This is a genomic window from Myxococcota bacterium (assembly GCA_039030075.1).
Lineage (GTDB): Bacteria > Myxococcota_A > UBA9160 > UBA9160 > SMWR01 > JAHEJV01.
The window spans coordinates 82,931-100,860 of sequence record JBCCEW010000003.1 but is presented as its reverse complement, the minus strand read 5'-3'; the positions used below and the strand labels follow the sequence as shown (position 1 = coordinate 100,860).

The following is a 17,930-nucleotide window of genomic DNA, read 5'->3' as shown; positions in this document are numbered from 1 at the left end:
GCCCATGTCCGCGCTCCTGCCCCAGCAGGGGCCGATGCGCCTCTTGTCTCGGGTCGTCTCCCACGACGCCGAACAGACGCGCTGCGCGGTGGCGCCGGCCGACGCAGCCCTCTTCCGCGGGGCTGAGGGTCGCATCCCGAGCTGGGTCGCCCTCGAGTGGATGGCCCAGTGCGCGGCGGCCGATGGCAGCCTGCGCCTGCGCGAGGAAGGGTCGCCGCTGCGCGCCTGTCTGTTCCTCGGCTCGCGGCGCCTGCAGTTTCACTGCGACCACTTTGCACCCGACGCCTCGTTCGAGGTCTCGGCCCGACACACCGCAGGCCGCCAGCGGACCCACCGCTTCGACTGTGCCGTCTACGACGGGGATCGCATCCTCGCCGAAGGACAGCTCAACGTCCTGTTGAGTGACGACCCGCGCTTGCTCGGAGCCTCCGCATGAGCGACGGGCGCCGTGTGTTGGTGACCGGTGCGAGCCGGGGGATCGGTCGCGCGATCGCCGTGGCCCTGGCCGACCAGGGCTTCGATCTCGCCCTCCACTACCGCAGCCAGCGGGAAGCCGCCGAAGCGGTGGCGAAAGAGGTCGAGGGGAAGGGCGTGCGCGCGACGCTCCTGTGCTGCGACGTCTCCGACCGCGACGCCACGCGCGCGGCGATCGAAGCCGACCTCCAGGCCCACGGTCCCTACTGGGGCGCCGTGCACAACGCGGGTGTCACCGCCGATGCCGCCTTCCCCGCGATGAAGGGGGAAGACTGGGACCGCGTGCTGCGCACGAACCTCGACGGCTTCTACAACACCTTCCAGCCGCTGGTGATGCCGATGGTGCGGTTACGTCAGGGCGGCCGCATCGTCGCACTGTCCTCGGTGTCGGGGCAGGCGGGCAACCGGGGCCAGACGAACTACGCAGCCTCGAAGGCGGGCCTGATCGGCGCGGTGAAGTCGCTCGCTCTAGAGCTGGCGAAGCGCAAGATCACCGTGAACTGTGTGGCGCCCGGCCTGATCGAGACCGACATGATCGACGTGGAGCTCGCGAAGTCCCACGCGGGCCTGATCCCCCTGCGACGCCTCGGCCAGCCCGAGGAGGTGGCCGCCACCGTCGCCTTCCTCTTCTCGGAAGGGGCGGCGTACATTACGGGTGAGGTCATCTCAGTGAACGGAGGGCTGCGATGAGCGCGCCCCACGACGTCGCGATCCTGGGCGGCGGCATCGCCGCGACCCTGCTGGCGCGCCAGCTGCGCAAACGCATTCCCGAGGCGCGGATCGTGCTCTTCGAGAACGGCGCGGGGCGGCGCGGCGGGAAGCCCGAGCCGAAGGTGGGCGAGTCGACCGTCGAGATCGCCAGCCACTACCTGCTGAGTCGCCAGCAGCTGTCCGGCTACCTCTACGAACACCATCTCCCGAAGAACGGCCTGCGCTTCTTCTTCGATACCCCGGGTCGCGACACCCCGCTCACCGAGATGAGCGAGATCGGCACGATCAACCTGCCCTTCCACCAGGCCTTCCAGCTCGACCGCGCGCGCATGGAGCCTGACCTGCTCGAGATGTGCCGCGCCGAGGGGATCGACGTGCGGCTCGGTGCCACGGTGAAAGGGGTCGCGCTTTCCGACACGGACGCGCCCCACCGCGTCACCGTGACCGCGGCCGGAGCCGACGCCGTCTTCGACGCGCGCTGGGTCGTCGACGCGACCGGGCGACGCGGTTTGCTGGCCCACCAGGAGGGTTTGCGCCGCCCCGAGCCCGACCATCAGATCGGGTCGGTGTGGGGGCGCTTCGAGGGCGTCACCGACATCGACCAGCTCGGCGACGAGGCCTTCCGCGCGCGCGTGCGCCACACCACGCGCGGTCTCTCGACGGTGCACTTCCTCCACCCGGGCTACTGGGTCTGGGTGATCCGCCTGCGCGGTGGGCTCACCAGCATCGGTGTGGTGGGCACCCCCACCCGCGACGCGAAGCTCCGCACCGCCGACGGCTTCCGCGCGTTCCTCGACGAACACGCCGCCCTGCGCACCCTGCTGGCCGACGCGAAAGCGGTCGATCACGGCAGCATGGCGCGCATCGCCTACGGCACCGAGAAGTTCCTGTCGCCCCAGCGCTGGGGAATGATCGGCGAAGCCGCGACGGCGACCGACCCCTTCTACAGCCCCGGCCTCGACTTCGTCGCCCTCGAGAACGACTTCCTGACCGATCTCGTCGCGCGCGATCTCGGGGGCGAAGAGGCCAGCAGCTGGGCCGAGTCGCTCGCGCTCTACGATCGCTTCCTCGAGTTCCGCCACCAGGCGGTCATGCGGCTCTACCGCGGGCTGTATCCGATCTTTGGCTCCTACGACCTGATGCGCCTGAAGTGGGACTTCGACATCGCGTCCTACCACAACCTCTGGGTGTCGCCGTACTTGCAGGGACTGCACCTCGACGCGGCCTGGCTGAAGCGTCAGCTGCGGCTCGAGGGCTTCGTGCTCCAGGCGATGGACCACTTCGCCGCGCTCTTCCGTCGCGTCGAAGAGAAGCTGCGCGACGACGACGCCTACTATCAGAAGAACCGCGGGGTCTTCTCCTACGGGCTCGAGAACATTCCGTTCCTGCCCGAGATCGGAACTCCGCGCAGCCAACGCACGACGCTGAAGCAGGCGCAGGAGACGTTCAACATCGTGCGCCGCGACGCCCTGCGGTTGCTCGACGATCCGGCCGCCGAGGAGCCCTGGTCGCTCCAGTCGTTCGCTACGCGTCCACTTGCCTGAACCGCCGAAGCTGCGACCGCCTCCCGGGCTCGTGAGCCTGGCCGGATTGGGATTGCTGGTGGCCACGGTGTACCCGATGGCTGCCGAGCGCTGGCTCGCGACGTCCGGAGTGCGGCCGGTCGCGGGTGTCCTGCTCGGGGTCGGGCTCGCATCGCTCCTGCTGTGGCGGGGCGTTGTCAAGGAGACGCCGGCGCCCTGGGCGCTGCGGCTCGGGCTGCTGTCCTTGCCGGCGCTCGCCCTGCTCACCGACGACGCGCTCTACCTGCGGCTCGTCCCGGTGGCGATCCAGTTTCTGATCGGAGCCTATTTCCTGCTTTCCCTGCGCGGGGGCAGCTCGATCCTGCAAGAGACGGCGAAACGCATCCACCCCTACGCCCCCGACTTCATCGGGCCCTACTGCCGCAAGGTCACCGTGGTGTTCGCGGCGTTCTTTGCCTTGCAGGGCCTGGCCGTCGCGTGGATCGCCTTCGATCCGCCGACCGAGGGCTGGGGCTTCGCGAGCGGCATTCTCGCCTGGGCGCCGGTGATGGCGGCGACCGTGGTGGAATGGGGCGTCCGCAAGTCCCACTTCCGCTACTACGGCACGGGGCCGATCGATCGCGTGTTGTCGAAGTGGCTGCCGTCCGAAGCCACCGAAGTCGGGCGCCGCTCGCTCGACTACGTGCGGCGCATGCGCGCCGAGCTCGGGATGCCGCCGCCGTGAACGGCTAGCTCCGCGCGATCTCGAACAGGAAGCAGCCCCAGATCGATCGCACCTGGAGCCGGCCGACCTCGGGGTCCGCGAGCAGCGGTGCGGCGCTCGCCAGGAGCTGGCCTCCCTCGCACATGCGCACGTCGCCGTAGCGGATCCAGTCGTCGGCACCGTAGGCGCGGAGGAAGAGCGGGTTCCAGCGCGCGAACAGGGGCGGCAATGCGTCCGACGTGTAGGCCGGGCAGGCGTCGGCGTGCAGCAGGATCGGTCCCTGTTCGGCATAGGGCTGACAGGTGTCAAAGGGACGGTGCGAGAGCACCAGGAAGTCGGCGCCGGCTTCGATCGGACCCAGGCAGTGGCGACAGGGCAGCCCCGCCTGGTCGGCGCGACGTCGCACCGGCACCTGCTGGTGCGCGTCGAGGGCACCGGCTTGCCAGGCCTGGACCTGGTCGCTGTCGATTCCATGAATCCGCATCGGTGGCTCCTCGTGGGTTCGCGAGGAGGGTGGCGGTTGCGGCGCGCGCAGCTGGCGGAAACCGGACGCTGCGGCGGAAACGCGCCGGGCTAGATCCGCCGCCAGTGGAAGCGTCCGACGGACAACGCGTCGTCGGTGGAGCGCAGGAAGCGCAGGAACTCGGCTGCGTGGGGCCAGCCGAACTCGGGCGCGGGGTCTCCGCCGGCGACGTCGAACTGCAGCTCGGTGCCGTCGGCGCTGCGGGCCAGCAGGAAGGCCACGGCGTAGGACCGCGGCGGCTCGTCGACGAGGGTGGCGAAGTCGGGCGCGAGCTGAACGTCGCCCATCACCAGCAGCACCGGTCGCTCGGGTTCGCGCTCCAGGTGTCCGAGGGCTTCGAGGTAGCCGCAGCCGAAGGTGTCCTCGCGTCCTGCCAGTGAGCTCGACGCCTCACGGTTCTGGGCGGCGATGCAGAAGAGGCCGGCCTGGGCGTTGTGGACCGTGTGACTGAAGCGCATGGGCGACAAGCGCGAGCCCTGGGCGATCTGTCCGAGCATGTCGATCGATTCGTTGACACTGCCGTGCCGCGAAGCGAACACGGTCCGAACGTTCGGAAGCGCTTCCTCGCCGACGCACTCGAAGGCGGCGGTGAGGATGATCCGCGTGAGCGGGGAGCAGCGACGGCGCAGCATGGCCGGCAGGAAGGCGGCCTTCGGATGGCCTTCGGCGGCGAGCGGCTCGGGCTTCTCGCACCAGGCCTCCCAGGCGCCGCGCTCTTCCAGGCCCGGCGCCCAGGCCGCCCACGCCCGGACCGACGCGCGTCGCAGGGCTTCGGCACTCATTCGGCGGTTCCCAGCACGAGCGAACAGTTGTTGCCGCCGAAGCCGAAGGAGTTCGTCATCGCGACCAGCGGCGACGCGCCGTCGCGGCTCTCTCCGGGCGCGACGAAGTGCAGCGTCGGGAGCTCCGGGTCGGCGGCACCGTCCCACAGGTGCGGCGGCAGCGCGGCCGCCGCGTCGCGGCTCTGGTGGACGGCCAACCAACAGAAGGCGGCTTCCATCGCGCCCGCGGCACCCAGGGTGTGTCCGACCAGGGGCTTCGTCGAGCTCACCGGGAGCGCTCCGCCGAACACGCGGTCGACGGCCAGGCACTCCATGCGGTCGTTCAGGGGCGTGCCGGTGCCGTGGAGGTTGAGGTAGCCGATTGCTTCGGAGGGCAGGCCGGCATCGGCCAACGCCCCGCGCATCGACGCTTCCGCGCCGGCGCCCGTCGGCTCCGGCGCCGACATGTGGTGCGCCTCGCTCGACTCGCCCACGCCGAGCAGCGCCGGGCCCGGGCCATCGCGCGTCACCAGGAAGACGGCCGCACCCTCGCCCAGGGTGATGCCCCGTCGGTTTACGCTGCAGGGGTTCGTCGGCTCGGGCGACAGCGCCTGGAGCGCCGAGAAACCGTTGGTGGTGAGGCCGCAGAGCGTGTCTGCGGCGCCGGCGACCACCGCGTCGCACACGCCCAGTCGAAGCAGCGACCGCGCCGAGGCAAGGGCGCGCGCGCCCGACGAGCAGGCGGTCGACATCGCGTAGGCCGGGCCGCGCGTCCCCAGTATCTCGGCGACGAAGCTGGCGAGCCCGCCGAACTCGAGCTGGGCATAGTCGAAGCTCGGGTCGAGGCCGTCGCCGGCGAGCTGCCGGCGGATCGCGATCTCGGCATCGGAGACGCCGGAAGTACTCGTGCCCATGACGACGCCGACGCGCTCCGCGCCGAACTGCTGCACCGCGTCGCGTACCGCGTCTTCCACCTGGGACAGGGCCGCCAGCGCCATCGCGTTGTTGCGACAGTCGTAGGCCGCGAGGGACGCGGGAATCTTCGGCAGCGGCGTCGTCACGGCGCCCACCCAGAGCGTGCGGTCGACGACGAAATCGTCGCGTTGGGTGAGTGCGTCGGTGACCTGCCCCTCGAGCAGGCGCTTCCACACGGTCTCGGCGTCGTCGCCGAGCGCGTTCACGAGGCCAAGGGCCGAAAGCCGACAGTCCGAGGGCATGGGGGGTAGGGGTGCGGGCTAGGCCGCGGCCTGCTCGCGATAGCGTGCGTACTCGTTCTCGAGGAAGGACACCACGGCGCGCACCGCGTACTGGCTGCGCACCGAGTGGAAGATGTCGAAGGCGTGCTGTGCGCCTTCCATCTCGAGGTAGTGGACGGGCGCCTGACTCTTCTCGCGGAGCACCCGCACGAACTCGCGCGCCTCCTCGACGTAGACGAGCGTATCGTGGCTTCCCTGGATCACCAGGAAGGGAGGCGCGTCGGCGGTCACTCGCAGCATCGGGGTCAGCGAGTCCCACAGCTCGGGCTGATCTTCCGGGGAGCACTGGAACACCCGCTCGGCGACCATCTTCTCCATCGACGCCTTGCCGCGGACGCCCAGGCGATCCCGGAAGTCGTACACGCCATAGAAGGGCACGGCGGCCGAGACGCTCGTGTTGGCGTCCTCGAAGCCGGGCTGGAAGGCGGGGTCGTTCTGGGAGAGGGCGGTCAACGCCGTCAGGTGGCCGCCCGCCGAACCGCCGGTGACGCACAGGAAGTCCGGGTTGGCGCCGTACTCGTGGGCGTGTTCGCGGATCCACTGGATCGCCCGCTTCACGTCGACGATGTGGTCGGGGAACTTCGCCTGGGGCGAGAGCCGATAGTTGATCGCGAAGCACACCCAGCCACGGCTGGCGAGACGTCCCATCAGCGGTGCGCCTTGCTCGCGCTTGTCGCCGATCATCCAGGCACCGCCGTGGATCTGCAGCAGGATCGGCCGATTCTCGCCGGGCGCTTCGGGCAGGACGATGTCGAGCAGGTTGCGCCCGCCCTGGTCGCCCGGCAGCGACGGGCCGTAGGGCACGTTCTTGATGCGCTTCACGCCGGCGACCTTCATGTCGAAGGGGCGGAGGAAGCCGTGGGTCGGCGTGACGTCGCCTTCGATGGCCAGACCGCTCTCCTGGGCCAGTCGATCGACCTCGGCCTTCGCACCCTGGGCCCTCAGGTGCCCCGCGATCAGCACGCCCCACGCGACGAAGGCGAGCCCCAGCCCGAGCACGCCGAGGGGCTCATCGAAGGCACCGCCGAGGGCGAAGGCGACGGTGAGGACGCCTCCGATCGCGACCACCTGAAGCGCGAGCTCGCCGGCGACCCAGCCGCTGAAGAAGTAGAGCGGCACCAGCGGCCCGGCGCGTCGCACCTGGAACCAGGTGGAGGCGGCGACGGCCAGGATGAACAGGGATCCGAGGAAGTAGACGGTGGCGGCCATGCCGGCAGTATGCCCGGGAACCGGCGCCCCCGCCTCGCTAGCCGCGGGTGTGGATCGGCAGGTTCTGGTAGCCCCGCACGTGGGCCTGATAGGTGCGCACCATGCCCGCTTCGTCGACGGCGTACTCGGGGAAGCGCACGGCGATCTCCTCGAGGGCGATCCGGGTTTCGAGGCGGGCCAGGCTCTTGCCGATGCAGACGTGGTGCCCGTGCCCGAAGTAGATCTCGCGCCCGGTCGGGCGTTGCGCGTCGAAGCGATCCGGATCCGGGTACTCGCGCTCGTCGCGACCGGCGGCACCGGTCACGAGCGCCACGCGTGCGCCCGCCGGGATCGTGACCCCGTGCCACTCCGAGTCGCGCAGCGCCACGCGTCCCTGGAACTGGGAAGGCGCTTCGTAACGCAACACTTCTTCGATGGCCTGGGGGATGCCGTCGGGCGCCTCGAAGAGCGCCTGGCGCTGGTCCGGGTGCTTCCAGAGCAGGACCATCGCATGGGTCAGCAGCTTCGCCGTGGTCTCCGCACCGGCGGCGGCGAGCAGCGTCATGAACGAGGCGCACTCGTCGTCGGTGAGGCGTCGGGTGGTGCCGTCGATGTCCTCGAACTCGGCCCGCCCCAACACCGTGGCGAGGTCTTCACGCGGGGTCTCGCGACGGGAATCGATCAGCGCCGTCATGTATTCGCGCGCGTTGATCACCGACGCGTGCTTCGTGGCGTCGAGACCGCCCTCGGGATCGCGCGCGAGGCCCTGGTCGATGGCCGTGCGGTAGGCGTCGCGATCTTCCGGCGGGATGCCGACCAGCGCGCTGATCACGTCCATCGGGAACTTCACGGCGAACGCCTGGGCGAAGTCGAAGGAGGGTTCGCTGGCCAGTTCCTCGAGGTAGCCCTTCGCGATGCCGCGGATCTCGTTCTCGAGGGCCGCGATGCGGCGCGGCGTGAAACCGCGGCTGATGATGTTGCGCAATCGCGTGTGGCGCGGCGGATCCATTCCGATGATCGAGAACACGTCGGAGGGCATCTGACCGCGGTTCTCGAGGACCGGACCCAGCGACGAGCTCATCGTCTCCCAGTCGAGCGTCGCCTTCCACACGTCCTCGAAACGGAAGAGTGCATAGAAGTCCATGTCCGGGTTGTGTGAGCACGGCTCTTCGTCGCGGAAGTGCTGGTAGAGCGGGTACGGATCTTCCTGGAAGGCGCGCGAGTAGGGGTCGTAGATCACGGGGCGTCTCGGTTTCGGGTCTCGGTTCCGGCCCGTCGGCCTCGGCGGGACCGCGTGTGGCGAAAGGCTATGGTGCCCACCCACGAGCGCCGGTTCAATCGACGCGTTGGCGTCGGTCGAAGAAGACGCGCCCCGTTCGAACCGCGAAGAGTCCAGGCAAACCTGACGATCGCCGGCCTTCCTCCGTGGCCGGCAGGAGAACCCCCATGAGCAGCATTCTCGACCGCTTCCGCATCGACGGGCAGGTCGCCATCGTGACTGGCGCCGGCCGCGGCATCGGTGCCGCCACCGCCCTCGCCTACGCCGATGCCGGCGCCGACGTCGTCGTCGCCGCTCGCACCGTGTCCCAGATCGAGGAGACCGCCGAGCAGGTGCGCGCACGCGGACGCCGCGCCCTGGCCATCCCCTGCGACGTCCTCGAGGCCGACCAGCGCGAGAACCTCGTGGCGAAGGCCCTCGACGAGTTCGGTCGCCTGGACATCCTGGTCAACAACGCGGGCGGCTGGCCGCCGAAGCCCACCCTCGACACGAGCGAGAAGGAGTTCGAGACCTGCTTCCGCTTCAACGTCACCACCGCCTTCGAGCTCTCGCGGATCGCGGTGCCGAAGATCGCCGCCACCGCGGGGACCGGCTGTGTCGTGAACATCTCGTCGGTGGCCGGGCGCTGGAACGCGGCGGGCTTCGCCGCCTACGGCACGGCGAAGTCGGCGCTCTCCTTCTTGACGCGGCAGCTCGCCCAGGATTTCGCTCCGAAGGTGCGCGTCAACGCGATCGCCGTCGGTTCGATCAAGACCGAGGCGCTCGGCACGATCCTGAACGACGACCTCGAGCAGGCGATGGTGAAGATGACCCCGATGGATCGCCTGGGAGAGGTCGAGGACATCTCCGCGTGCGCGCTCTACCTGGCGTCGCCGGCCGCGAGCTACGTGACGGGTGAGATCTACGGCGTGAACGGCGGGCTCACCACCCTCAACTTCGACATGCCGCGGGCGGCGATCTAGCGCGCGGGTTCGGGCGCTTCGCCTTCCCACTTCTCGACCGCCACCGGGATCGCGCTCATACGCGGGATGCCGGTGTGGGGGTCGAAGTGCTGGGTGGTGTCGACCAGACGGCCCGTGTTGCTGCCGAGTGCGCGCGGGTCTTCTTGCGCGTCGGCGTCACCGAAGCAGTGGGACATCGACAGAACGCCGCGTCGGAGCTCCGGCGCGGCCGCCGCCACACCGAGGATCGCGTCGCGCTCGGAGGCGATTCGAATCATGTCGCCCGGAGCGATCCCGAGGGCGTCGAGATCGTCGGGGTGCAGGTAGGCCGGGTTGTAGCGGCGTCCGCGGTGCAAGGCCTCCACGTCGCGCCCGGACGAGTTGTAGACGTTGGGCATGCGGCGGGAGATCAGCTGGAAGCCGCCGCCCGGCGCCGCGTCCGCTTCGAAGCCAGCGAGCTCCGAGAGCAACGCCGCGTTTCCGATTTCGAGACGCGCGGCGGTCTCCGGATCGGCGGGCGCGGCGACGACGGGCTCGTCGTCGAAGACGGCGCCGTGGGGGTGCGCTTTGACCGTTTCGAGCGGGACGCGCGAGCCTTCCATCAGCCAGGCCAGCACGTCGTCGGTGGAGGGGCGCTTCTCGAGATCGACCTCGATCCGGCGGCGTGACGCGCGCTGCATGCCGGTCTCGGCGCGCACGGGGTAGAGCGTGAGTGGCAGCTCCATGCGCTTCGAGAGCTCGAAGAAGAACTCCCACTCTTCGAGCACGTCCGCGCCGGCCGGCGGTTCCACGAGTGGAGGCGCGTACTGGGCGTAGGGCTCGCTGTAGCCGTGCGCGACGTAGGTCTGTTCCAGCGCCTCCATCGAGACGGAGAGGCCCGGCACTTCGAGGGAGAGCTTCGGCGCGATCACGTAGTCGGCGAGCTTCGCGGTCGCCGACATCTTCATGTCGACGCTGACCAGCAGGTCGAGCGACTCCATCGCCTCGCGCGTCCGTCGCTGGTCGGGCCAGGCGGCGATCGGGTTGCTGCCGACGCATACGAGCGCACGGATCTGCCCTTCGCCCGGCGTGAGGATCTCCTCGGCGAGCGCGGCCGTCGGCAGACCGGCCGCGCAGCTCGTGAGATCGCGCACCCGCAGTCGCTCGCCGAAGCCCCAGCCCTTGCGCGGCGCTTCGGCTTCCGCCCGCGGCCGCCCCGGCGGCAGCAGCGCACCCGGGTTGGGGACGGCCTCGCCGGCGCGGCGCCACCGACCGCAGAGCGTGTTCAGACACAGGAGCAGGTACTCGGTGAGGTTGCCGTGGGGCGCCATGTTCGGCCCCGTCCCGGCGACGGCGCAGCCGCGCGCGGCCTCGGCGAACACCCGGGTCGCGCGTTCGAGGTCGCGGGCCTCCACGCCAGCCCGTGCCGCCGCGTGCTCCAGCGTGAACGGCGCGACGGCGGCTTCGAGGGCGTCGACGCCGGCGACGTGATCGGCGACGAACTCCTTGTCGTAGAGACCCTCGGACAGCACCAGCCGCAGCATCGCGGCCAGCAGCGTCGGGTCTTCGCCGGGACGCGGCTGCAGCGCGACATCGGCGAAGCGCGCCACCTCGGTGCGGCGCGGATCGATCACCACGAGCCGCATCCCGCGCGCTTTCGCCTCACGCAGGCGCCGGCCCGGGTTCGCGGGTGGGATGCCGCCCGAATTCGAAATCAGCGGGTTGTTGCCGACGAGCATCCAGACGTCGGATTCGTCGAAGACGTGGGAGCCGGCGAGCCAACGACCGTGCAAGGCGTTCGCCACGCTCTTCCCGGGCTGGTCGATCGTGCTGGCGGTGAAGACCATGCGCGAGCCCATTGCCAACAGCCAGCCGATCGAGAGGGGGATCGTCGCGGGATGGGGCCCGGCGTAGGTGCCGACGTAGAGGGCGACGGCCCGCGGCCCGTGCTCGGCGACGATCGCCTGGAGCCGCTCCGCGATCTCGTCCATGGCGAGGTTGCTCGCGATCGCTTCGAAGCCCTGCGCGGTGCGCTTCTGCGAACGGAGCAGGCGGTCCGGGTGGGCGTGCACCGCCGGAAGCTGGCGGCCCTTCGCGCAGGTGTAGCCGTGGTAGGCCGGGTTCTCCGGATCGCCCGTCACCTTCACCGGCCGTCCGTCCTCGACGGTGACCAGGATCCCGCAGTTCGCGTGGCAGAAGCGGCAGATCGAGGGCGCGACGTGCGACGGCATCGCGCCCAGCTTATCCGAAGCGAGCCGGGTTCTGGGGCGCCCGTCGCGCGACCTCGGGAGGTCCGGCGACTTGACGACGGCGCACGCCGCCCGTACGAAGAACGCGTGGTGTCCATCCCCGATCGCGCCGCAGACATCGACGCCGCCTGGCTCGGCGCGGCCCTCGCGGAACGTCACCCGGGTGTCCGGGTCGGGGCCGTCGAGATCGTGGAGCAGACCGACGGCACCAACGCCCACGCGCGCCTGCGCGTGCGCTACGACGCGGACGCCGGCGCGCCCGAGCGACTCTTCTGCAAGCTCCTCCCCCAGGCGCCGGGTTGGCGCGAACCGATTGCGGCGTCGGGGATGGGTCCGCGCGAGGTGCGTTTCTACCGACAGCTCGCGCCCGAGCTCGGCATGCGCGTTCCGACCATGCACGCTGCGCTGCATCGCGAGGAAGACGGCGCCTTCCTGCTGCTGCTCGAGGACATCCTCGAAGCGGGCTGCACGATCTCACCGGGACCGCCGGGCGTCGCTCCCGATGCCGCCGCCGGCGCCCTCGAAGACCTCGCCGAGCTGCACCAGCGCTTCGAAGACCGCGCGCGGCGCGCCCGCGAGGCGAGCTGGGTCGAGCCGCCGCTCTACGATCCGAGCTACGGCGGGCGCATGCTCGATCACGCGCTCACGCATCATCGCGAACGACTCGGCGCGCCGTTCGCAGCGGTGGCCGAGTGCTACCTCGCGGCGGCACCGCGCATGCACGCTCTCTGGGAGGAAGGACCGACCACGGTGATCCATGGCGACACCCACATCGGCAATCTCTTCGACGACGCCGGGCGCACGGGCTTCCTCGACTGGGGCATCCTCTCGACCGGGCCGGCGCTGCGCGACGTCAGCTACTTCCTCAACATGGCGCTCAGCGTCGAGGATCGGCGCACCCACGAGCGCGCGCTGCTGCGCCACTACCTCGCGGTGCGTCGCGCCGCGGGCGGGACCCCTCCGTCCGAAGACGAAGCCTGGGCACTGCACCGCCTGCACGCCGCCTACTGCGTCGTCGCGTCGTGTCAGATCGTGATGTTCCCTGACAATCTGTCGCCGGCCCGGGAACGCTTCTCCGAGGCTTTTCTGGCGCGGGCCCAGGCCGCCGTCGACGACCTCGACGCCATGGCGGCGCTCCGTGCGGCGGGGATCCACACCGACGGCTGAGCCCCGACCCGCCCCGGGGGAGCGGAGTCGGTGACCCGCGGTCGCTGCGACCGTGCTTGCGACCTGACGGACCCGACGGGGCTCTTCGAGTACCCTGCCGGCCATGCACCGGCTCCCCCGATGGTCCTCGTTTTCCCGCTGGCTCGTTCTCACGACGTTCCTGCTCTCCGGCGCGGCGCTTGCCGACGGAAGCTGGAGCTCGGAGGGCAAGAAACAAGGCAGCGGCTTCCGCTACGAGGTGTTCTCCCAGGCGAACGACGGCGAAGAATTCGTGCGCTACCGGGTACGCGGCACGATCGACGCGACGCCCGAACGTCTGGGTCGCTCGGTGCGCGTGATCGCCTCGGACCCCGAGCGCGCACCCGAGGGACACACCCGACGCGTCCTCGACGACGACGCCGACGCGTTCGTCGTCCACACCCACATCGATCTGCCCGCGCTCTTCTCGGACCGCGACATCGTGACCCGCGGCGAGAACATGATCGACCCCGCGACCGGCGTGCGACGCGTCAACTGGAAGGCGATCGAGGATCGTCGCGCACCGCCGAGCGAAGACGTCGTGCGCATCCAGCGGTCGGCCGGGTTCTGGGAGTTCACACCGAAGGGCGAAAGCCTCTCGGAGGTCGTGTACGAGACCTACATCGACCTCGGCGGTTCGCTGCCGGCGTGGCTGGTGCAGCCGATGATGGCGGACATGGTCGGCACCAACTTCGAGGATCTGGCCTCCGAGGCGATGTCGCCGCGTCCCGCGGTCGCGTCCCCGCCGGCACCCTGAGCATGTCCACTTCGACGGCTGCACGGTTCTCCGTCGGTGAGCTCGTGCAGCACCTCCGCTTCGGTTACCGGGGTGTGGTCTTCGACGTCGACCCGAACTTCCAGGGAAGCGACGACTGGTACGAGCAGGTCGCGCGCTCCCGCCCGCCGAAGGACGCGCCCTGGTACCACGTGCTGCCCGACGGCGCGTCTCACACCACCTACGTGGCCGAGCGTCATCTCGCCGCCGATCCATCCACGGAACCGATCGAGCACCCGCTCCTCGAGCGCTGCTTCGCCGCCTTCCGCGACGGTCGCTACCACGTGCGGGACCAGCCGCTGCACTGACGGGCGGGGGCCCGGGCCCTGGCAGCCGTGTGTCGCAGCCCCGCTAGGCTCGGGCGATGCAATGGCGCAAGACCCGGCTGGCGCTCCTCGCGACCTGCGCGCTCGTCGCGGCACTCGCGGCCGGGGCTTCGGCGATCACGCTCGCCGAAGCCGACGCGGCGTGGACCGCGCGGTCCGAGGGCGCCGACGAAGCGCGCGCCGAATCCGAGCGCGTGAGCACGCTGGTCGCGGAACACGTCGCGCTGCTCGACGCCGATCCGGAGGACCTGGGGAGGCGCTGGCGGCTACTGCGCGCGCTGCATTTCGCAGGGGACTTCGGCGCCGCTACGCCCGCCGCCGCCCGCACCAGCTTCGACCGCGCCCGGGAAGTCTCGGAAGCGGGACTCGCTGCGCTGGCCGCTTCGGTTGCCGAGCTGGATCCCGACGACGCATCGCCCGAGGCCTGGGCGCGCGCGCTCGCGGGAGCCGGCCGCTACACGCGCACCGACCTCGCGCGCGTCTACTTCTGGTCGGCGATCAACTGGGGGGCGTGGAGCCGCAGCGAGGGTTTGCTGGCCACCGTGCGCCAGGGCGTGGCCAACCGGCTCGAGCGCTATGCCCGCATCACCCTCGCCCTCGAACCCGCCTACGAATCTGGCGGCGCCTACCGACTGCTCGGCCGCCTGCACGGCGCCCTGCCCCGGGTGCCGCTGATCTCGGGTTGGGTGGATCGCGACCGCGCGCTCCCGCTCCTCGACGAGGCCCGTGCCGTCGACGCCGAGCATCCGGGCAACCGTCTGCTCACCGCCCTCACCCTCCTCGACCTCGCGCCCGACCGGCGCGACGAGGCTCTGGCTCTGCTCGAGGCCGTGGCCGCGTCGGAGCTGCGCGACGACATGCGCGTCGAGCACGCCGCCATCCGGCGCGAGGCGCGCGCGGCCCTCGAGGAGCAGAGAAACCCGTCCTGAGCCCCGGTGTCGCCCTCCGTCGGGCGGTGACGCGATAGAATGCGCGCTCCCCGCCAACGCGACGACAGGAGAAACGCATGGGCACCATCGCCATCACGGGAGCGAGTTCGGGAATCGGCAACGCGCTGGCCGAACGGCTGAAGCGCGACGGTCACCGGGTGATCGGCGTGGACGTCCAGCCGACCGACGTCGTGGCCGACCTCGGCACGCCGGAGGGCCGCGCCCAGGCGGTTCGCGAAGTGACGGAGCACGCCGGCGGCGCGCTCGACGGTCTGGTGTCGGGCGCGGCGCTCGGCCCCTACTGCGAGCCCGGTCCGGTGATTCGCGTGAACTACTTCGGGGCGCTCGAGGTGCTCGATGCGCTGCTCCCGCTCCTGGCGAAGGGCCGCGAAGCGGCGGCCGTGGCGATCTCCTCGATCGGCGCGATCTATCAGGAGGTGATTCCCGAGCAGGCGGTGCCCGCCGCCCTCGACGCCTGCCTCGCCGGTGACGAGGAGGGCGCCGTCGCTGCGATCCAGGGGCACGACGGCAACGCGGCCTACTGCATCGCCAAGCGCGGCCTGGCCCTCCAGGTGCGCGCCCGCGCCCAGGCCTGGGGCGATCGTGGCGTGCGGTTGAACGCGCTCTGCCCGGGTCGGATTGCGACGCCGATGCTCGACAAGATCTACGACACGCCGGTGATGAGCGAGGCGGTCCAGGCCATGCCGATCCCCCTCGGTCGCAGCGCTCCGCCCGAGGAGATGGCGAGCGTGCTGGCGTTCCTGCTCGGCCCCGACGCGCGCTACGTCCACGGCTCGGTGATCCACGCCGACGGCGGCAGCGACTGCCTGATCCGACCCCAGGCGCTCTAGCCGGACGCGTCCGGATCGCTCCCGCCGGCCCCGGGATTCCCGGCGGCGGACGGGTGGTAGACTGCCTACGCCCCCATCCCGACGCTCGCGCCCGCGTCGACAGGAGACCTCCATGTACGATCTCGTGATCCGCGGTGGCCGCGTCTACGACGGCAGCGGCAGCGCCCCCGTCGATGCCGACGTCGCGACCTGTGGCGATACGATCGTCGCGGTCGGCCGCCTCGACGAGAGCCAGATCGGCCCCGACACCCGACGCATCGATGCGACCGGCAAGATCGTGACGCCGGGCTTCGTCGACGCCCACACCCACTACGATGGCCAGGTCACCTGGGATCCCTACGTCTCGCCGTCGACCCATCACGGGGTCACCACGATCGTCACGGGCAACTGCGGCGTGGGCTTCGCGCCGTGCCGTCCCGAGCAGCGCGACTGGCTGATCGGTTTGATGGAAGGAGTCGAGGACATCCCCGGCACGGCGCTCCACGAGGGCATTCGCTGGCGCTGGGAGACCTTCCCCGAGTACCTCGACGCGCTCGAGACCTCACCGCTGGCCATCGACGTCGGCGCCCAGATCCCTCACGGCGCGGTCCGCGCCTACGTGATGGGCGAGCGCGGACCGGCCCACGAGGTCGCGACCGACGACGAGATCGCCGGCATGAAGACGGTCGTGCAAGAAGCGATCGAGGCCGGCGCCCTCGGCTTCACCACCTCGCGCACCGAGAAGCACCGCGACGCGAGCGGGGTGCTCACGCCGACGATCACCGCCCACGAAGAGGAGCTCGTCGGGATCGCCAAGGCCCTCGGCGAAACCGGCAAGGGCGTGCTCCAGGGCATCTCCGACTTCTACGACTTCGATGCCGAGTTCAAGATGTTCCGCCGCATGGTGGAGGAGTCGGGCCGACCGTGCTCGATCACCGTCGAGCAGCAGGACGCCCGCCCCGAGTGGTGGAAGCAGCTCCTCGATGCCGTCACGACCGCCCAGGCCGACGGCCTGCCGATGCGGGGCCAGGTGCCGCCGCGCGCCACCGGCGTGCTGCTCGGGCTCACGGCGACCCTCAACCCCTTCAGCTTCTGCACCGGCTTCCGCGACGCCTGCTACGACCTCGAGAAGTTCGAGGCGCTGCCCCTGGCGGAGCGCATCGCGAACCTCGAGAAGCCCGAGGTGCGCGCGCAGATCCTGGCCGAGGCCGAGAGCGCAGATGGGCCCGAGGGTCTCGTCGGTGAGATCATCACGAGCTTCCACAAGATGTTCCCGATGAGCGATCCGGTCGACTACGAGCCGGCGTACGAAGACTCGGTGGCGGGCATCGCAGAGCGTGAGGGCCGCAGCCCGGCCGAGGTGGCCTACGACGCGATGCTCGAGCAGGACGGCCGCGCGCTGCTCTACCACCCGCTCTTCAACTACGGCTCGGGCAACCTCGACTTCGTCGAGGAGATGCTCGAGCACCCCCACACCGTGTTCGGCCTCTCCGACGGCGGCGCCCACTGCGGCGTGCTCTGCGATGCGAGCTTTCCGACCACGCTGATCCAGCACTGGGGCCGCGACCGCAGCCGCGGCAAGCGGCTCCCGCTCGAGCGGCTCGTCCACATGCAGACCCAGGCCACCGCCGAGCTCGTCGGGCTCTACGACCGCGGGCTGCTGCGCCCGGGCTACAAGGCCGACGTCAACGTGATCGACTTCGACGGCCTGACCCTGCACCCGCCCACCGTCGTCTACGACCTGCCCGCGGGCGGCCGCCGCCTGGTCCAGAAGGCGACGGGCTACGAGCACACGATCGTCTCGGGGAAGGTCGCTTTCGAGAACGGCGAACCCACCGGCGAGCTGGCCGGGCGCCTGGTCCGGGGCAGCCAGCCGCCCCCGGCCTGACGCCCCCGGCGGCGGGCGCACCAGCGATTCCGAGAGACCCCGATCGGGGCACGGGAGCGAGTTTCCGTCGCGTTCGAGGCGACGAAGCGAAGCTTTAGTGAACTACAGCGAGCTTCGGGAACGAAGAAGGCGGCGGAAAGCCGCCCCGTGCGGCTAGCTCTCGTAGAACTTGTCGGGCACGGCGCAGAGCGCCGCGTAGACGCCGAAGGCCATGCCGCCGAAGACGCCCACCCAGGGCGTGACGTCCTCGAACAAGAAGTGGACGACGAGGGGGCCGGCCGCGACGAAGGCCAGGATGATCCCGTAGCCGTAGCGGTGGTTCTGCCATTCGCGGCGGATCGTGGTCGCGGCGCGTTCGCGAATCGAGACGGACATCGAATGTTCCTCCATGCGAATGGGAGAACCCGTTC

At 70.5% G+C, this 17,930-nt stretch carries 18 protein-coding genes; 11 read left to right on the top strand and 7 right to left on the bottom strand.

Going from position 1 to position 17,930, the window contains the following annotated elements; all coding sequences use genetic code 11:
- Positions 1–4 precede the first annotated feature (4 nt).
- The 4 genes from AAF430_03970 to AAF430_03955 are packed head-to-tail and all read left to right on the top strand — an operon-like array spanning position 5 to position 3,432.
- Positions 5–436 carry a hypothetical protein gene (locus AAF430_03970; protein ID MEM7409376.1) on the top strand — a complete coding sequence of 144 codons (432 nt, stop codon included), beginning with the start codon at positions 5–7 and terminating at the stop codon, positions 434–436.
- Positions 433–1,164 carry a 3-oxoacyl-ACP reductase FabG gene (gene fabG / locus AAF430_03965; GenBank protein ID MEM7409375.1) on the top strand — a complete coding sequence of 244 codons (732 nt, stop codon included), beginning with the start codon at positions 433–435 and terminating at the stop codon, positions 1,162–1,164. The genes AAF430_03970 and fabG overlap by 4 nt, the downstream gene beginning before the upstream one ends.
- A complete protein-coding gene (locus tag AAF430_03960; GenBank protein MEM7409374.1) occupies positions 1,161–2,729 on the top strand; it encodes a tryptophan 7-halogenase in 1,569 nt (522 codons plus the stop codon). Before fabG ends, AAF430_03960 begins: the two co-directional genes overlap by 4 nt.
- Positions 2,722–3,432, top strand: coding sequence for a hypothetical protein (locus AAF430_03955; GenBank protein MEM7409373.1), 711 nt, complete (start codon positions 2,722–2,724; stop codon positions 3,430–3,432). Before AAF430_03960 ends, AAF430_03955 begins: the two co-directional genes overlap by 8 nt.
- Positions 3,433–3,436: 4 nt before the next feature.
- On the opposite strand, the gene AAF430_03950 is transcribed toward AAF430_03955, so the two are convergent.
- The 5 genes from AAF430_03950 to AAF430_03930 form a co-directional block, all read right to left on the bottom strand.
- Positions 3,437–3,895, bottom strand: a complete 459-nt coding sequence (locus AAF430_03950) for a DUF1203 domain-containing protein (protein MEM7409372.1) — start codon at positions 3,893–3,895, stop codon at positions 3,437–3,439.
- Between the two features lie 89 nt (positions 3,896–3,984).
- Complete coding sequence (locus tag AAF430_03945) at positions 3,985–4,716, bottom strand: beta-ketoacyl synthase chain length factor (protein MEM7409371.1); 732 nt, start codon at positions 4,714–4,716, stop codon at positions 3,985–3,987.
- Positions 4,713–5,912 carry a beta-ketoacyl-[acyl-carrier-protein] synthase family protein gene (locus AAF430_03940; protein ID MEM7409370.1) on the bottom strand — a complete coding sequence of 400 codons (1,200 nt, stop codon included), beginning with the start codon at positions 5,910–5,912 and terminating at the stop codon, positions 4,713–4,715. The genes AAF430_03945 and AAF430_03940 overlap by 4 nt, the downstream gene beginning before the upstream one ends.
- Before the next feature lie 18 nt (positions 5,913–5,930).
- Positions 5,931–7,160: an alpha/beta hydrolase gene (locus AAF430_03935; protein MEM7409369.1), complete on the bottom strand. Its 1,230-nt coding sequence runs from the start codon at positions 7,158–7,160 to the stop codon at positions 5,931–5,933.
- A gap of 37 nt (positions 7,161–7,197) precedes the next feature.
- A complete protein-coding gene (locus tag AAF430_03930; GenBank protein MEM7409368.1) occupies positions 7,198–8,379 on the bottom strand; it encodes a cytochrome P450 in 1,182 nt (393 codons plus the stop codon).
- A gap of 206 nt (positions 8,380–8,585) precedes the next feature.
- Here AAF430_03930 and AAF430_03925 point away from each other — a divergent pair, with 206 nt between their 5' ends.
- Positions 8,586–9,380: an SDR family oxidoreductase gene (locus AAF430_03925; protein MEM7409367.1), complete on the top strand. Its 795-nt coding sequence runs from the start codon at positions 8,586–8,588 to the stop codon at positions 9,378–9,380.
- On the opposite strand, the gene AAF430_03920 is transcribed toward AAF430_03925, so the two are convergent.
- On the bottom strand, positions 9,377–11,569 hold the full coding sequence (locus AAF430_03920; protein MEM7409366.1) for a molybdopterin-dependent oxidoreductase: 2,193 nt from the start codon (positions 11,567–11,569) through the stop codon (positions 9,377–9,379). The two genes, AAF430_03925 and AAF430_03920, sit on opposite strands and share 4 nt — an antisense overlap.
- 108 nt (positions 11,570–11,677) lie before the next feature.
- Between AAF430_03920 and AAF430_03915 the strand changes: the two genes are divergently transcribed.
- From AAF430_03915 to AAF430_03890, 6 genes are all read left to right on the top strand, one after another.
- Positions 11,678–12,754 carry an aminoglycoside phosphotransferase family protein gene (locus AAF430_03915; GenBank protein ID MEM7409365.1) on the top strand — a complete coding sequence of 359 codons (1,077 nt, stop codon included), beginning with the start codon at positions 11,678–11,680 and terminating at the stop codon, positions 12,752–12,754.
- Between the two features lie 103 nt (positions 12,755–12,857).
- On the top strand, positions 12,858–13,529 hold the full coding sequence (locus tag AAF430_03910) for a hypothetical protein (protein MEM7409364.1): 672 nt from the start codon (positions 12,858–12,860) through the stop codon (positions 13,527–13,529).
- 2 nt (positions 13,530–13,531) lie between these two features.
- On the top strand, positions 13,532–13,855 hold the full coding sequence (hspQ, locus tag AAF430_03905) for a heat shock protein HspQ (GenBank protein MEM7409363.1): 324 nt from the start codon (positions 13,532–13,534) through the stop codon (positions 13,853–13,855).
- Between the two features lie 56 nt (positions 13,856–13,911).
- A complete protein-coding gene (locus tag AAF430_03900; protein ID MEM7409362.1) occupies positions 13,912–14,802 on the top strand; it encodes a hypothetical protein in 891 nt (296 codons plus the stop codon).
- Between the two features lie 77 nt (positions 14,803–14,879).
- Complete coding sequence (locus tag AAF430_03895; protein MEM7409361.1) at positions 14,880–15,653, top strand: SDR family oxidoreductase; 774 nt, start codon at positions 14,880–14,882, stop codon at positions 15,651–15,653.
- A 112-nt stretch (positions 15,654–15,765) separates the two neighbouring features.
- Positions 15,766–17,520: an amidohydrolase family protein gene (locus tag AAF430_03890; GenBank protein MEM7409360.1), complete on the top strand. Its 1,755-nt coding sequence runs from the start codon at positions 15,766–15,768 to the stop codon at positions 17,518–17,520.
- 153 nt (positions 17,521–17,673) lie between these two features.
- Here the strand turns inward: AAF430_03890 and AAF430_03885 are convergent, their stop codons facing one another.
- The gene (locus AAF430_03885) at positions 17,674–17,895 is read right to left on the bottom strand and encodes a hypothetical protein (protein ID MEM7409359.1); all 222 of its coding nucleotides are present in this window, start codon (positions 17,893–17,895) and stop codon (positions 17,674–17,676) included.
- Positions 17,896–17,930: the final 35 nt, after the last annotated feature.

Coding starts and splice junctions, on each gene's coding strand:
- AAF430_03920 (MEM7409366.1), bottom strand. CDS start 11,569: ATGCCGTCGCACGTCGCGCCCTCGATCTGCCGCTTCTGCCACGCGAAC.
- AAF430_03970 (MEM7409376.1), top strand. CDS start 5: ATGTCCGCGCTCCTGCCCCAGCAGGGGCCGATGCGCCTCTTGTCTCGG.
- AAF430_03950 (MEM7409372.1), bottom strand. CDS start 3,895: ATGCGGATTCATGGAATCGACAGCGACCAGGTCCAGGCCTGGCAAGCC.
- hspQ (MEM7409363.1), top strand. CDS start 13,532: ATGTCCACTTCGACGGCTGCACGGTTCTCCGTCGGTGAGCTCGTGCAG.
- AAF430_03885 (MEM7409359.1), bottom strand. CDS start 17,895: ATGTCCGTCTCGATTCGCGAACGCGCCGCGACCACGATCCGCCGCGAA.
- AAF430_03900 (MEM7409362.1), top strand. CDS start 13,912: ATGCAATGGCGCAAGACCCGGCTGGCGCTCCTCGCGACCTGCGCGCTC.
- AAF430_03940 (MEM7409370.1), bottom strand. CDS start 5,912: ATGCCCTCGGACTGTCGGCTTTCGGCCCTTGGCCTCGTGAACGCGCTC.
- AAF430_03910 (MEM7409364.1), top strand. CDS start 12,858: ATGCACCGGCTCCCCCGATGGTCCTCGTTTTCCCGCTGGCTCGTTCTC.
- AAF430_03925 (MEM7409367.1), top strand. CDS start 8,586: ATGAGCAGCATTCTCGACCGCTTCCGCATCGACGGGCAGGTCGCCATC.
- AAF430_03890 (MEM7409360.1), top strand. CDS start 15,766: ATGTACGATCTCGTGATCCGCGGTGGCCGCGTCTACGACGGCAGCGGC.
- AAF430_03960 (MEM7409374.1), top strand. CDS start 1,161: ATGAGCGCGCCCCACGACGTCGCGATCCTGGGCGGCGGCATCGCCGCG.
- AAF430_03935 (MEM7409369.1), bottom strand. CDS start 7,160: ATGGCCGCCACCGTCTACTTCCTCGGATCCCTGTTCATCCTGGCCGTC.
- AAF430_03895 (MEM7409361.1), top strand. CDS start 14,880: ATGGGCACCATCGCCATCACGGGAGCGAGTTCGGGAATCGGCAACGCG.
- fabG (MEM7409375.1), top strand. CDS start 433: ATGAGCGACGGGCGCCGTGTGTTGGTGACCGGTGCGAGCCGGGGGATC.
- AAF430_03945 (MEM7409371.1), bottom strand. CDS start 4,716: ATGAGTGCCGAAGCCCTGCGACGCGCGTCGGTCCGGGCGTGGGCGGCC.